14 protein-coding genes are annotated in these 13,904 nt (G+C 42.7%); 6 read left to right on the forward strand and 8 right to left on the reverse strand.

All coding sequences use genetic code 11. The features are described 5' to 3' along the window. The first annotated feature begins 121 nt into the window (after positions 1 to 121). Positions 122 to 1,735 carry a S8 family peptidase gene (locus tag V6Z54_RS05925; RefSeq protein ID WP_041088873.1) on the forward strand — a complete coding sequence of 538 codons (1,614 nt, stop codon included), beginning with the start codon at positions 122 to 124 and terminating at the stop codon, positions 1,733 to 1,735. Between the two features lie 39 nt (positions 1,736 to 1,774). Here the strand turns inward: V6Z54_RS05925 and V6Z54_RS05930 are convergent, their stop codons facing one another. Continuing rightward, complete coding sequence (locus V6Z54_RS05930; RefSeq protein WP_041088871.1) at positions 1,775 to 2,311, reverse strand: DUF402 domain-containing protein; 537 nt, start codon at positions 2,309 to 2,311, stop codon at positions 1,775 to 1,777. A 114-nt stretch (positions 2,312 to 2,425) separates the two neighbouring features. Between V6Z54_RS05930 and V6Z54_RS05935 the strand changes: the two genes are divergently transcribed. Further along, positions 2,426 to 2,629 carry a hypothetical protein gene (locus tag V6Z54_RS05935; RefSeq protein ID WP_041088869.1) on the forward strand — a complete coding sequence of 68 codons (204 nt, stop codon included), beginning with the start codon at positions 2,426 to 2,428 and terminating at the stop codon, positions 2,627 to 2,629. A gap of 57 nt (positions 2,630 to 2,686) precedes the next feature. On the opposite strand, the gene V6Z54_RS05940 is transcribed toward V6Z54_RS05935, so the two are convergent. Then, positions 2,687 to 3,223 (reverse strand): GNAT family N-acetyltransferase, encoded by a 537-nt coding sequence (locus V6Z54_RS05940; protein WP_041088867.1) that lies wholly within the window; start codon positions 3,221 to 3,223, stop codon positions 2,687 to 2,689. 213 nt (positions 3,224 to 3,436) lie between these two features. Between V6Z54_RS05940 and V6Z54_RS05945 the strand changes: the two genes are divergently transcribed. Continuing rightward, entirely contained in the window at positions 3,437 to 4,654 is a 1,218-nt protein-coding gene (locus V6Z54_RS05945; RefSeq protein ID WP_041088865.1) for a multidrug effflux MFS transporter, read from the forward strand. A 71-nt stretch (positions 4,655 to 4,725) separates the two neighbouring features. Here V6Z54_RS05945 and V6Z54_RS05950 read toward each other — a convergent pair whose 3' ends face one another. From V6Z54_RS05950 to V6Z54_RS05965, 4 genes are all read right to left on the reverse strand, one after another. Continuing rightward, complete coding sequence (locus V6Z54_RS05950; protein WP_186318707.1) at positions 4,726 to 4,896, reverse strand: hypothetical protein; 171 nt, start codon at positions 4,894 to 4,896, stop codon at positions 4,726 to 4,728. After that, positions 4,893 to 5,480 carry a DUF1700 domain-containing protein gene (locus tag V6Z54_RS05955; protein ID WP_338527812.1) on the reverse strand — a complete coding sequence of 196 codons (588 nt, stop codon included), beginning with the start codon at positions 5,478 to 5,480 and terminating at the stop codon, positions 4,893 to 4,895. Before V6Z54_RS05955 ends, V6Z54_RS05950 begins: the two co-directional genes overlap by 4 nt. Continuing rightward, complete coding sequence (locus V6Z54_RS05960; RefSeq protein WP_039176181.1) at positions 5,473 to 5,790, reverse strand: PadR family transcriptional regulator; 318 nt, start codon at positions 5,788 to 5,790, stop codon at positions 5,473 to 5,475. Before V6Z54_RS05960 ends, V6Z54_RS05955 begins: the two co-directional genes overlap by 8 nt. Positions 5,791 to 5,888: 98 nt before the next feature. Next, positions 5,889 to 6,719, reverse strand: a complete 831-nt coding sequence (locus V6Z54_RS05965) for a YitT family protein (RefSeq protein ID WP_024424393.1) — start codon at positions 6,717 to 6,719, stop codon at positions 5,889 to 5,891. A 335-nt stretch (positions 6,720 to 7,054) separates the two neighbouring features. Here V6Z54_RS05965 and mmuM point away from each other — a divergent pair, with 335 nt between their 5' ends. The 3 genes from mmuM (at position 7,055) to V6Z54_RS05980 (ending at position 10,187) form a co-directional block, all read left to right on the forward strand. Next, complete coding sequence (mmuM, locus tag V6Z54_RS05970; protein WP_073978693.1) at positions 7,055 to 7,993, forward strand: homocysteine S-methyltransferase; 939 nt, start codon at positions 7,055 to 7,057, stop codon at positions 7,991 to 7,993. 46 nt (positions 7,994 to 8,039) lie between these two features. Beyond that, positions 8,040 to 9,443 (forward strand): S-methylmethionine permease, encoded by a 1,404-nt coding sequence (gene mmuP, locus V6Z54_RS05975; RefSeq protein ID WP_047203047.1) that lies wholly within the window; start codon positions 8,040 to 8,042, stop codon positions 9,441 to 9,443. A gap of 123 nt (positions 9,444 to 9,566) precedes the next feature. After that, entirely contained in the window at positions 9,567 to 10,187 is a 621-nt protein-coding gene (locus tag V6Z54_RS05980) for a hypothetical protein (protein WP_041088857.1), read from the forward strand. A 307-nt stretch (positions 10,188 to 10,494) separates the two neighbouring features. On the opposite strand, the gene V6Z54_RS05985 is transcribed toward V6Z54_RS05980, so the two are convergent. Next, the gene (locus V6Z54_RS05985) at positions 10,495 to 10,977 is read right to left on the reverse strand and encodes an Ig-like domain-containing protein (RefSeq protein ID WP_269103872.1); all 483 of its coding nucleotides are present in this window, start codon (positions 10,975 to 10,977) and stop codon (positions 10,495 to 10,497) included. Between the two features lie 107 nt (positions 10,978 to 11,084). Beyond that, positions 11,085 to 13,751: a S8 family serine peptidase gene (locus V6Z54_RS05990; protein ID WP_338527813.1), complete on the reverse strand. Its 2,667-nt coding sequence runs from the start codon at positions 13,749 to 13,751 to the stop codon at positions 11,085 to 11,087. Between the last annotated feature and the right edge of the window lie 153 nt (positions 13,752 to 13,904).

Raw genomic sequence — 13,904 nt, forward strand, 5'->3', positions numbered from 1 at the left:
TCAGGTTACTTGTAAACATAACTTTCTCAACAAGACGACAATTCTACTATCCCATCCCTCTGCTTTCTCCGATATAATAGAGAAAAAAAGACCGAGGTCATCGGATGAGAGGAGCCACGCATTGAAAAGGAAATTACTTATCGTCATTGCGTTTCTTCTTGCGTTGACAACTGCTTTGCCCTTCCATACGCAGGCAGCTGCACCGCCAAAAGAAACAGATGTCATCATCGTCTATAAAAATCAAAAAGGAAAACAAACAGCTATTGAGGAAAGTGAGAAAGTGAACGCACAGTACATACATCTTCCCGCTGTCGCTGTGACAACAGATGAACAAGCGGTCACCTCACTCAAAAAAGACCCAAACATCGCTTACGTCTCAAAAAACGTAAAGGTTAAACTCGCAGCTTCTACTGTGAAGAAAACAGCCGCTGCTACTAATCAGGATGCATTGGTACAAAAATCTTACAACCTGCAAAAACTAAATATAAAGCAAGCAATAAAAGAAGGCGTCACTGGTAAAAATGTAAAAGTAGCCGTTTTAGATACTGGCATTTTCTCACACGAGGATTTAAAGGTAGCCGGCGGTAAATCATTCGTGAACTACACATCCTCTTATAAAGATGATGAAGGACATGGCACACATGTCGCAGGCACGATTGGTGCGCTTAATAACGATTATGGAACAGTTGGCGTCGCTTCTGGTGTGAAGCTGTATGCTGTGAAAGTGTTAGATAAAAAGGGAGAAGGCGATCTATATAGTCTGCTTCGAGGCATCGATTGGGCGATTACCAACAAGATGGACATTATTAATTTAAGTTTAGGCTTTGAAGACAATATCCCCATCTTGCGTTCAGCAGTGGATGAAGCCTATAAAAAAGGACTGCTTGTGGTCGCTGCAAGCGGAAATGATGGGAAAAAGAATTATATTAGCTACCCTGCCGCTTACAATAGCGTCATTGCCGTTTCTGCAACGACTGACAAAGATAAACTCGCGTCTATCTCGAATACAGGGAAAGGGATTGAATTTTCTGCCCCTGGCCAGAACGTCATCAGCACTTATTTAAAAAATGAATATTGGTATGCAACGGGTACATCACAAGCTGCACCGCATGTCACAGGAATGCTGGCACTGTTAAAGCAGCTTCATCCGAAGAAAACAAATGCACAGCTTCGCACTTTATTGCGCAGCTATACAGTGGATCTTGGCGCAAAAGGAAAGGATCCACAATTCGGCTATGGCCGCGTGCAATATGTGCCGCAATCCTCCTTTTTAAAGGCTGCGGCCAGTGCTGTTAAAAAAGCCGAAACATCTAAAAAGCAGGAAGATGTCAATCAAGCCAAAACAAGAATTGGCCGGCTCACTGCAAGCAAACAAAAAACAGCACTCACAGAACGGGTGAAGAAAGTCCAAGCATCCATTGATATCCGCTCGGCACGTGCAAAGGTCAAAACAGCAGAAAAAAACAAAACACAGAGCGCTATTAAAAGTGCTCAAACGGCCATCAAAAAACTAAACAAAGGCAAAGAAAAAACAAGCCTGCAAAACCGGCTCGACAAAGTCAAAAAACAAGTCGCTTATCAAAAGAAAGTGACAGACGCTAAACAAAAGGTCAAAAAAGCGGAAGCGAAACGAACAAAGAAAACAAAAGCAGCGGCCCAAAGCGCTGTCAAACAGCTAAAAGCCTCCAAAACAAAAACCAATTTACAAAAACGATTAAACCGTATTAAGGTTTAACAGAAAAAAACGATTCCTTTCAGCGAGGAATCGTTTTTTCTATTTCAACATCGGCTCAAACAAACTGTGATGATATTTTCCTTCGGCATCTGCCCTCACTTGATCGAGAATGCTTTCTAACGAAGCCATCACGCCCTTTAATGCCCGATGCACCGAACCGTGTTCAAAATCCGCTAAATTCTCCGGCAATTCATCTTCATCCAGCACAAAGACAACACCATTCGGGAGAACAAGAAGATCAATAATGAGATCTTCAAACATGACCAGCTGGCCGTTGAACTGAGTATCTCCCACCATATTAAGATAAGACCCTAGTTCCTTTCCTTGATCATCTCTCCAGAAATATATGTTGTAAGGCCGATCCTTCCAATAATAGGCGGTCGTATAGCTTCCTTTAGGAATGGTTAGAGCACCATCACCTGCCCTCATCGTAAACGGGTCTTCAATCTTGTGAAACAGCACAGCCTGCTGCTTCTGTGCGTCTAACAGCTGACAGGTATGTTCCACAACTTTTTGATCGTATTTGATTTTTCTCTCGATGACTTCATCCCAACGATCCGCATGCAGCGAAAACAATATGTCACAACTCCCTCTAAACACTCGTTTCTTTCTAGTATACACTGATTTTTTTTGAAGAAATAAAGGGATTGCGCTTTTACTTCTGGAAGATGAATAATGAGGTGAAAAGAAATGAACGGAATCACGATTCTTGAAAACTTTACACAGCTTGGACAAATCATCCTCGTGATTTGCGGCTTTGCCCTTTATTGGCAGCTAGTGAAAACGAAGAGAGAACGAAAGCTGTCTCCTTATGAGCGCATGTTAAAATTCTTTGTCATGTTCGGTTTCATCTCGTGGGGGGTATCATATTGGGCGCTGGCACTATGGGCGTAAATTGAAAAAGGAAGAGCTGCCCATGGATGTAAGCTCTTCCTTTTGCTGCACGTTATATTATGAACCTGCCGGCTGTTCTTTCTTGATCACATATTGATAGCTCTTGACATGCGTCCCACTCGAGCTCACAAAATCTTTATCAAGCGCACGCTCAAAGCCCATTCTTTCATATAGGCGAATAGCGGCCTGCATTTTATCAGATGTATGCAGATACAGGACATTTTCGCCCCATGATTGCGTTAGTTCAATACTTTTACGCAGCAAGGACTCTGCAATTCCTTTTCCCCTCACATCGGGATCTACTCCTAAAAACCGGACGATGGCTGATGTAATGCCCATTTCTGGATTGTCATATGCTTGCTCTGATGAACGGAACATTTGAAGCGTCCCCACAACCTTTCCATCAAGCTCAGCCACCAGCATCAGCTCCATGTTCGGATTATCTACAGCTGCTGCAAGCGCGGCAGAATAATCTTGCCAGCCTTCCTCTGTAAATTGAGGCGCATACTGTGCATAGGATTTGATCAGCACGTTCCTGATGGCCTCATGATCTTCTTTGACTGCTTGACGAATGATTAGCTCTTGCTGCTTCATGTCAGCACCTCCTGCTCTCTATTAGTGGATATACGTATCATGCAATCACTGCATGTGATCACCTTACTCTTTTCTCTACTCATTCAATGTAAAGAGTCTCATTCGAAAGATCAATCATTTTGCACGGAAACATCTTTGAAAATTTTTCATTGAAAAGGAACGCTTGATTCATTATGCTGTGTTGAGGAAGTATACGAGGAGTGCTGTCAGCATATGAGTTCTTTATCTTATCCCCAAGAATCGAAAAAAAATCGATTTCTCCTTGCCGCATTGCTCGGATCTTTAACAGCCCTTGCTCCGCTGGCAATGGATATGTATTTACCTGCATTGCCTCATATTGCTCGTGATTTTGAGGCAAGTACGGCGTTGTCCCAATTAAGTCTCATGGCTTGTCTCATTGGACTGGCGCTTGGCCAGCTGATTGCAGGCCCGATCAGTGATACGATCGGCAGAAAAAAACCGCTGATGATTGGCTTGATTATCTTTATAGCTGCTTCACTTCTTTGTACAGTAGTCACATCGATTTGGACATTCATTCTTCTTAGATTGATTCAAGGACTTGCTGGTTCAGCAGGGATTGTCATTGCACGAGCTATCGTGCGAGATCATTATGAAGGATCAGAAATGACGAAATTCTTTGCACTGCTGATGTTAGTCAACGGGGTGGCTCCGGCAGCAGCACCTATTGCGGGCGGACAAATTTTACGCTTCACGACATGGCAGGGTGTATTTGTCCTACTCGGAATTCTCGGGGCATTGATGCTGCTGAGATCCATCTTTTCACTGCAAGAAAGCTTACCTGCGGATCGTAGACAGACCGGGGGCTTTCAACAGATTGCAGGCGCGATGAAAATTTTAGCCAGTGATCGTCTCTTTGTTGGATATGCCCTCTCACAAGGTCTTGTATTCGCAGCGATGTTTGCTTATATTTCCGGTTCACCGTTTGTGCTCCAGGATATTTTTAACCTTTCTCCACAAGGCTTTAGTGCGGCCTTTGCGGTGAATAGTCTTGGGATCATCACAGCTGGACAAGTATTTGCCCGAGTCGCTGCGAAAATCGGTGAAGAGAAAGTCCTTCGCATTGGATTGCTGACAGCTGCGTTAGGGGGAGTGACTTTATTTTTCATGATCTCGATTGATGCAGGATTGTACGGTATTCTCATTCCGCTGTTTTTTGTGGTATCAAGCGTTGGAATTGTCGGGACCTCTGCACCGTCTCTTGCAATGCAGCATCACGGGGCACATGCAGGAAGTGCAGCTGCACTGATCGGTGTGGCGCAAATGCTGCTAGGCGCTTGCATGACACCTCTTGTCGGACTAGCCGGAAGCCAAACAGCCTTTCCAATGGGTCTGATCATTATGCTTTGTGATCTAGGCGCACTTTGCTGTTATTTCTTCTTTGTGGCCCGAGCGAAAAAAAGACCCGCATAAGCGGGTTTCAGACTGTTGACAAAGGGCTAAAATGATCTTGATTTTAGCTCTTTGTCTTTTTTCATTTTTTATTATGGCTTGCTCCAATTGATGGTGCGGAACACGTTGCTCTGGTCATTGTTGTGATATGCATCTAGATCAAAGCCTGATATGCCAAAACCAATTGCCATGACAATTCCTCCGGCAACGGTGAAGATGATCCCCCATTTGATGCATTGCTTTTTTAAATCATTCACGTTCATACTCTCACGACCTTCTTTTTAAACATTCCCATGAATGCCTTAGTTGTTTGAATAGTCATTTGCACAAATAGCTTTGTTAAATACGCCGTGGCTATGCCGCTTAATAATCCGACACCTAATAGAAAAATACCAACGCCAATCTGTGTCACCACCACATGCAAACCGTCCTGAAAGATAAATGGAGAACCAATGATGCTCCAAAAACCGCCGAGCAGACCAGTGAGCGTCACTGTTCCTGTCACAAGTGGAATGCACCAAATCACCATATACACAGAAAGAATCAGCAGGAAGACTGTTGCTAGAATACTGCCCCATAACGGAAAGCCTAAAATGAGAATGGAGAGTCTTGTGGCTTTTTCTCCAAACGTCGGCACCTGAACGGTTTTTATTCCTTGTTCCTTCATAATCCCTTCAGCGATCATAGCAGGCTGCCCGACTTGTTGAACCGCTTCCTGTTCACTGTAGCCATCTTCCTGATAATCCTCAATCATTTCATCGTAGTATTCGACAAACCGATCACTATCTTTGTCGCCTAGAAGATGCAGATGCTTCTTTAGGCTGCTTAAAAATTCTTTTTTATTCATTGCCCTGTCCTCCAGAAATAAAGTCGTAAATCGCCATCACCTGATCCCATTCCTCTAAAAACTGCGCCATATGCTCCCGCCCGCTTTCTGTCATGCGGTAGTATTTTCTTAATCGACTGTTATGTTCCTGGGAATAGGTCTCCACATAATTGTTTTGCTCTAAACGCTTTAAAATCGGATATAATGTCGATTCTGAAATCTCAATACAACGGGACATATCTTTAATGATTTGATAACCATAGGAATCGCCTTTCTTTAATACCGCCAGTACACAAAACTCCAGTAATCCTTTTTTTAATTGTGCATTCATGTTTACAACTCCTAACTCTTTATACTATACATTACATAGTATTGTGTGACAAGAGGTATAGAGAATAAAAAAAGACCCTTTTTCGGGTCTTTTCATTTTTATATATTTACAAATCCTTCTCCGAACACATCGCGCACGTCATGGACAACCACAAATGCGTCTCGATCAATTTTCTTAATAATTTTCTTGAGGCGCATGAGCTCTTGCTTTTGAATGACTGCGTAAAGAATTTCCTTCGATTCCTTTGAATAATGTCCGCGTCCGTTTAAAATTGTTACGCCTCGGTCCAGAGTGTGATTGATTTCTTCCGCAATATCATCTTTGCATGAAGAAATAATCGTCACTGCCTTTTTCGTGTTAAGCCCTTCTATCACGAAGTCCATCACTTTTGTCGCCACGTACAGCATTACAATGGTAAACATTAATTTTTCCGCACCAATAATAAAGTAGGAAGCAAATACAACGATCAGATCAAAGAACAAGATGGCATAGCTCACGTTCCAGTCTAAATACTTGTTGGCAATTCTTCCGAGAATGGCAGAGCCCGCCGTTGTTCCGCCTGCTCTTAGCACTAGACCAATCCCAATACCGATGATAATTCCTGCAAAAATCGCTCCAATGATCAATTCATGAACATTCACGACCCATGTTGTGGTCAAGTGTAAAAATAGAGAGTTACTTGCGACGGCAACCACCGTATAAATCGTGGTCTTCTTGTCCAAGTATTTATATCCCACAAGTAATAAGATCGCATTCAACACAAGGTTCGTCAGCCACGGTGCAATCTCAAACAAATAATAAAAAATGATGGACAGCCCCGTTACGCCGCCTTCACCAAATTCAAGCGGAATGACAAACATGTTCACTGCTGCGGCAAATAAAAAAGAACCAACTAAAATCATCGCTATATCTTTTACACATTTTTTCAATTCTTCTTTCCTCCTTTTTTAAGCATATAAAAAACCCTCTTTCTGCACGAAAGAAGACAGTCGTTTGACAAAATAAAAATCAAAAGACGGCGCCTTTTGATGAAGCTTTCTGAAATCAATCTTTCCATAATATATATCTCTTTTTAGAGGCTGTCAATGACTTGGTTTTCTATTATTTTGACTGCATTTTTATGCATCAAAACCCGCATGTTTTCAGGGTTTTTTCGCTCTAAGATGCTTTTTTCTCTCCTTGACAAAAACACTTTAGTCATTTAAACTACTGCCTCATATCATATCCATTATTTCCGATCTAAAAAGGAGGCTGTTTGATTCCGATGAATCCTATTCAAAGCCGTTTACAGGCTCACGCACCTTTGATTTTAGACGGTGCATTAGCAACAGAGCTTGAACGAAAGGGCTGTAACTTAAATGACAGTTTATGGTCAGCCAAAATACTTATTGAACAGCCACAATTGATTCAGCAAGTACACTTGGACTACTTCCAAGCAGGTGCTGACTGTGCCACAACCGCCAGCTATCAAACAACGATTGAAGGCTTTGCTGAAAAAGGCTATACAAAAAAAGAAGCGCTTGAACTCATGAAACGCTCTGTCACTTTAGCGAAAGAGGCACGTGATCTTTTTTGGCAGGATGAAGCGCGTCGTGAAGGGCGGACAAAACCATTTGTCGCTGGATCTGTGGGGCCATTCGGCGCTTATTTGTCTGATGGTTCAGAATATAAGGGAAATTACGGACTCTCTGAGCAGGATCTCATTGATTTTCACAGACCAAGAATTCAGGCGTTAGTAGAAGCGGGGGCAGATATTCTTGCATGTGAAACAATTCCTTGTCTGATTGAAGCAACAGCCATCGCAAAGCTGCTGCGGGATGAATTCAGCGGGGTATCTGCTTGGATCACATTCAGCGCAAAAGATGGCCTGCACATTAGTGAAGGTGATTTCATACGAGAATGTGTACAGGCGCTTGAGCCTTATGAACAAATCGCTGCTGTCGGCGTGAACTGTACGCCGCCGCAATTTATCTCTTCTCTCATTCAAGAGATGAAAAAGGGAACAAGCAAACCGATTGTGGTGTATCCAAACTCAGGTGAAGTATATGATCCTGAAGAAAAGGTATGGAGCGGAGATACGTCACATCTTACTTTTGGCGAATGTGCGTATCAATGGTACAAAGACGGCGCACATATCATCGGCGGCTGCTGCCGCACGACCCCAGAAGATATCAATGACATCTTAAAACGAACCACATCATAGCATCATGAATCATCACACATACTTCTAAACAAAAGGGCGGGAAGACATGGAACAAGCAAAAGATCAGTCACAACAATATCAACGAAAAATGACGAGCCGGCACCTGTTCATGCTTTCTCTAGGCGGCGTCATTGGGACAGGGCTCTTTTTAAGCTCTGGGTATACCATCAATCAGGCCGGACCTGCGGGAACCATTCTTGCCTATCTTGTGGGGGCATTAATTGTCTACCTCGTGATGCTTTGTTTAGGTGAGCTGTCTGTCGCAATGCCGGTCACAGGGGCTTTTCATACGTACGCAACAAAATACATTGGACCTGGTACAGGCTATACGGTCGCTTGGCTATATTGGCTGACGTGGACAGTGGCACTCGGTTCGGAATTTACAGCGGCAGGATTATTAATGCAGCGCTGGTTTCCAGACACTTCGGTTTGGATGTGGAGTGGTGTTTTTGCTCTTCTCATCTTTTTACTGAATGCATTTACAGTCAAATTTTTTGCAGAATCAGAGTTTTGGTTTTCCAGTATTAAAGTGATGGCTATTATTCTCTTTATTATTCTTGGCGGAGCTGCAATGTTTGGTTTGATTCCATTAAAGGGCGGTGAGGCCGCTCCGTTCTTTTCTAATTTCACTGGCGAAGGCGGACTTTTCCCAAACGGCTTTTTACCGATTTTAATGACGATGCTTGCTGTCAATTTTGCTTTTTCAGGGACGGAGTTGATTGGGATTGCTGCGGGTGAAAGCGTCAATCCTGACGAGACCATCCCAAGAGCCATTCGCACAACTGTCCTGCGTCTCGTCCTGTTTTTCGTTGGAACGATCGTTGTTTTGGCTGGCTTGATTCCAGTAGAAGAAGCCGGGGTGATCAAAAGCCCATTTGTCGTGGTATTTGATCGTATCGGGATTCCTTATGCCGCAGATTTCATGAATTTTGTCATCCTGACCGCGATCTTATCTGCCGCAAACTCAGGATTATACGCGTCATCTCGTATGCTTTGGTCACTTTCTGAAGAACGGACACTTCCTAAAAAACTGGCGAAGCTGACGTCAAAAGGAATTCCTTTGAATGCACTCATTTTAAGTATGATCGGTGGTATTCTTTCATTGCTATCGAGTGTGATCGCACCAGAAACGGTATATCTTGTCCTTGTGTCAATCTCTGGACTGGCCGTTGTGGTTGTATGGATGGGGATTGCTGCCTCACAGTTGATGTTTCGGAAAAGATTTTTACAGGAAGGCGGACAGCTTCAAGATTTATCCTTTCGAACCCCGCTCTATCCAGTGGTTCCGATTGCTGCCTTCCTCCTATGTCTTGCATCTGTCATCGGCATTGCCTTTGACCCAAATCAGCGGATTGCCCTCATCTGCGGCATTCCTTTCATTGCGCTCTGCTATGCTGCCTATTATGCGACAGCTTGGATTCAGAAAAAACGAGAAAAACCTGGTGTATAAACATCAGGTTTTTTTCTAATAAAAGCAGCTGACAAAAAAGGATATCACTAGTAAAAGAAGCACACTTTGGTATATGATAGGAATCTATGATTTTCAGGATGAACCAAGGGAGTTGTCGTGAATATGGAAATGACCATTACAAGAGCATTAAGTGAACTGAAAATGTTAGATAAAAGGATCAACCGAACCGTTGATGACGCCGTACTTGGTGGATTGATGATCGGGAAACATATACAGCACGGATTTCAAAATCAAGAAGAAGTTGAAAAAAAGGCGAAGGCTGATGATCAATCGATTCAAGCTTTAATCAAACGCCGGAATGCCATCAAATCAGCCATCGTTGTATCAAATGCAACCACAATGATTGATGTGGCAGGTGTCCGCATGACGGTGGCAGAGGCGATTGAACGTAAGACGTCGATAGACTACGATATTCGTTATTTACGGAAAATGAAACAAGTGTACAAAGAGCTGGTCGACAAAGCAGAACAAACCAATGAAGATGTGAAAAAGAGACTTGATCAGCATTTAGAAACCTTGTTTGGGAAAGATGGAAAGACACAAGCGGCTGCCAACCAAGAGATCGTGAAGTCTTTTCTAGCTGAAAATGAGGCAGTGATCATCGATCCGCTTCGCCTTCGAGTAAAAATTGAACAGCTTTCGAAAGAAATTGAAGATTTCCAAATGGAAGTTGATTTTTCCTTGTCTGAAAGCAATACACTGACGAAAATACAGATCGATTAATTGATTTTGTTAGTGAGCCGAAAATCGATAGAACTAAACACCTCCGAGGGAAAGGTCATTCCCTCCTCATCTGATGATCATCTTAGGATGATCCTTGATAAAAGCTCAAAGCTGAACGTTCAAGGATCAAAGTTCAAGTATGAAAGTTCTTATCCATCAAAGCTGAAGATTAAAAGTTAAACGCTCGATCGAATCTGGGAATAACGGCTGATGAGTGTTTGTTTATCGACTCTTTCGGTTGCCGCCCAGCAGGTTTGCTAACAAAAAGAAAAGGATGTCACTTGATGACATCCTTTTTTCTATGAGATTAGTAACGTGATGTATACGCCAAATGGTACACACTTGTGACATTTGAAGATAGTTTGATGTCGTTTGACGTGAACGTCACTGGAACGATATCGTAGTAATGTGTTGACCAGCCTGCATTATTGTATGATTGGTAGCCTGCACCTGCAGGAACTTGAAACGTGAGTGAAAACTGTCCATTCTCGTCTGTTGTGCCTGTCGCTGTTTGAGCATATGATTTGATTGCTGCTTCAAAATAAAGCTGGATCGGCTGATTAGGCATGAGGTTTCCGCTTGCATCTTTTAGTGTCCCTTTAAACGTAGCTGGATAATAAGAACCCACGCGATATTTACTGCCATAGCCGTAATTCACTATTCCACTATCGGCTGCTGTGACACTTGTTACTTGTACGGAAGCTGGTACTGCAGCTGTTTCTTCAGCATGTGCAAAGCTTGGGAATACGAGAAGCAATGATAGAAAGAAAGCAAACATAATTTTTTTCATCGATAAATCCTCCTTTTATTTCCTACTATATTACTATCGACAAGAATTGGTATTTTTCCAGTATAAAACAAAAGAACTCCCCTTTTTTAGAAAGGGAAGTTCTTCTTTTATTTTTTCACAACCACTTTTACTGCTTTGCTTTCTCTTTTTCTCACATCTGAAGCAGTCACATACAAAACCGTTTTGGCTTTTTGTGGTTTTATTTGGGCAGTAAATGCGCCCTTGCTATTGGTTTTGACTGTTTTGATGACTTTCTTTGATTTGTTTTTCACTTTAATGGTCAAGCCTGCACCCGCAGTCCCTTTGACCGCTTTACTTTTGACTGTTACTTTGCTCACTTTCGGCTTAGCTGGTGCTTTGCCCTTTTTCACGACAGTTTTGAGCGTCGTAGCAGCCTTTCCTTTTGAAATCTTAATGCGAAGGACCTTGTTTTTGTTCTGATACTTGATCTTCACACTAAAGGTTCCCTTTTTACCTGCTGTGCCTTTTCCAAGCAGGGTTTTGCCTCTATAAACAGAGATAGCAGCGCCAGCTTTTGCTTTACCAGTCACCTTTTGATGCTGATCCTCCACTTTGCTCACAGATGCATTCAATTCGACAGCACTTAATGCAGCAAATGCATTCAGTCTGCCGTGTCCTGTCATCCAATCGACACCTGGAATTTTCGGATCAACAATTGGTTCCTCGTTTTCATCATAGAAAACGTCGTCTTTTCCATCAATAGATTTAAATGAGATATCATCTGCTGTACTTTGCAAAAGATTTCTCACTTGATTTGGCTTCAAGGATGGATTTTTAGAAAGCAGTAATCCTGCTGCTGCTGCCACATATGGTGTCGCCATTGATGTCCCGCTAAGGTATGAGACGTTCCCATCAGGCATTAAGCTCGGAATATCAGAACCTGGTGCTGACATGCTCAGTCCTTTGCCATAGCTTGAGAACTCAGCGGCAATATCCATACGGTTGCTTGCGCCAACCGCCATTGCGTATTTTGACGTCGCAGGGTAGCCCATTTCTGGTACGCCATCATTTCCACTTGCCACGACGACTAGCACATTTCTTTGTGCAGCATAATTCATTGCATATTCAATCACTCTGCTGTAGTAGCCGCCAAGGCTCATGTTGATCACCTTTGCGCCTTTGTCCACTGCATGCTTGATGCCAAGTGCAATATGCTCTGTATCTCCAAATCCATAGGCATCCAGCACCTTCACCGGAATGATACCCGTATGTTGGTTGAGGCCTGCCATTGAGTAATGATTATCGGATTTTGCGGCAATGATGCCTGCCACATGCGTACCGTGTCCATTGTCATCAATCGCATCTTTGTTTCGCCCAATGAGATTCGCACCTAAGTCTGTACGAACAGTCCCGCTTAAATCTGTCAAACGGCTGTCTACACCTGTATCCACAACAGCAATTAATGTTTGCTTCATTTTGCTTGTGCCAATCAGTGTATTCATTTGTTCAAATTTGACGTCAGCGCCTTTTTTTCCGCTGTTTTGCGCACTGTTTTTCAGCGGCCACTGATAATCATACTGCGCGTCGTTGCTTAGCGCACGATAGGTTTGAACAGGCTCTGCAAATTCAACATTCGGCATGCTGGAAAGCTTTCTTGCCGTGCTCTTGATGGCCGCTTTGCCTGCTTTTAGTGTCTTTCCAGCTGATTCTTGCCCTGCTGGTACATCATAGACATACATGCCTTTGAATAAAGGACTGACTGACTGTGATGTCACACGGTTTTCTTGGATACCGTAGCTTTTCATCTTCTTTTTCGCAGATTGAAGTGTTTGGCCATCCTTTAATTTAAAAATGATCTTATTCGTTTTAACCTTCTCTTCTTTTAAAAGCTTTTGTTTCTCTAATACATAACCAACTGATTTTCCTTCGAGCTGATCAATGCCAATTTTTTGACTGACAGCTTCTAATTCCTTTTTTAAATAAGCCGGACTTGCTTCTTTGAGCATATCAAAAAGGGAACCGATCGCCTGCTGTTCTTTTTCTGTTACGATATGACCGCTAAATGCACCATTTTTCTCTACGTCACTTAGCAGTGTTTTTAATGTGAGCAGATGATTGTATACCTTTTGCTGCTCTTTTTGATGTTTGATGAGCTTCGATTTGAGAAACGGTTTTGTTTTTTGGAGCAGACGCGAAAGCTTTTGACCTTCTGCCGTTTCATTAAATCGTTTATCTTCGATTGTACGAATCGATTGTAGAATTTCACGCCCGTACTTTTTCTCAATAATGATGATTTCAGGCTCATCTTCTTCAGGGAAAACAGGTTCAGAAGGAGGAAGGTTAGCTCCTTTATACCCGATTGTATATGCCGCATCCTCTTCCTCATCACGGCTGTCTTCCTCTGACCCTAAATAAAGCACTTTGACATAATAGGGACCTGACCATGCGTGCGGGAAGTTGATCTCTGTCTCTCCGCTTGCTGTGTCCACGCGATATCTTGAATAGGTGTCATCCTTCATCGCTCTGTCCTTACTTGGATAGACCGATACGGACAGCACTTGTTTACTTTTCACAGAAATTTGCATATGTGTATGTTTTGCCACCTCTTGTGCAGATGGCGTGATTTGATACCATGACTCTTCCTTTTCATTCTGTAATGTACCTGAGATGACTTCACCATTTTTTAACCCAATGGCTTCATTGACACTTGTTCCATGACTGGCAGCTGCTGCCTCGTATCCAGGTAATGCTGCCATACATAGAATGATGGCCATGAGTACGACCACACAGGATTTGACCTGCTTTTTGAACATGAAAAGACCCCCTTATCTTTTATGATACCTTGGAAGAATATCACAGAAATACATTTAGTAGAATCTGTTTTTTATATAATTAAACTCGTTTTAAGCTAGGATTTGAGATATTCAGTCAGCAGGACGGATAGCTTCATAAACTTTTTGCCATTT

This window comes from Bacillus sp. MAG717A (assembly GCF_036884855.1).
Taxonomy (GTDB): domain Bacteria; phylum Bacillota; class Bacilli; order Bacillales; family Bacillaceae; genus Bacillus; species Bacillus safensis.

Coding starts and splice junctions, on each gene's coding strand:
- V6Z54_RS05935 (WP_041088869.1), top strand. CDS start 2,426: ATGAACGGAATCACGATTCTTGAAAACTTTACACAGCTTGGACAAATC.
- V6Z54_RS05940 (WP_041088867.1), bottom strand. CDS start 3,223: ATGAAGCAGCAAGAGCTAATCATTCGTCAAGCAGTCAAAGAAGATCAT.
- V6Z54_RS05945 (WP_041088865.1), top strand. CDS start 3,437: ATGAGTTCTTTATCTTATCCCCAAGAATCGAAAAAAAATCGATTTCTC.
- V6Z54_RS05950 (WP_186318707.1), bottom strand. CDS start 4,896: ATGAACGTGAATGATTTAAAAAAGCAATGCATCAAATGGGGGATCATC.
- V6Z54_RS05955 (WP_338527812.1), bottom strand. CDS start 5,480: ATGAATAAAAAAGAATTTTTAAGCAGCCTAAAGAAGCATCTGCATCTT.
- V6Z54_RS05960 (WP_039176181.1), bottom strand. CDS start 5,790: ATGAATGCACAATTAAAAAAAGGATTACTGGAGTTTTGTGTACTGGCG.
- mmuM (WP_073978693.1), top strand. CDS start 7,055: ATGAATCCTATTCAAAGCCGTTTACAGGCTCACGCACCTTTGATTTTA.
- mmuP (WP_047203047.1), top strand. CDS start 8,040: ATGGAACAAGCAAAAGATCAGTCACAACAATATCAACGAAAAATGACG.
- V6Z54_RS05980 (WP_041088857.1), top strand. CDS start 9,567: ATGGAAATGACCATTACAAGAGCATTAAGTGAACTGAAAATGTTAGAT.
- V6Z54_RS05985 (WP_269103872.1), bottom strand. CDS start 10,977: ATGAAAAAAATTATGTTTGCTTTCTTTCTATCATTGCTTCTCGTATTC.
- V6Z54_RS05990 (WP_338527813.1), bottom strand. CDS start 13,751: ATGTTCAAAAAGCAGGTCAAATCCTGTGTGGTCGTACTCATGGCCATC.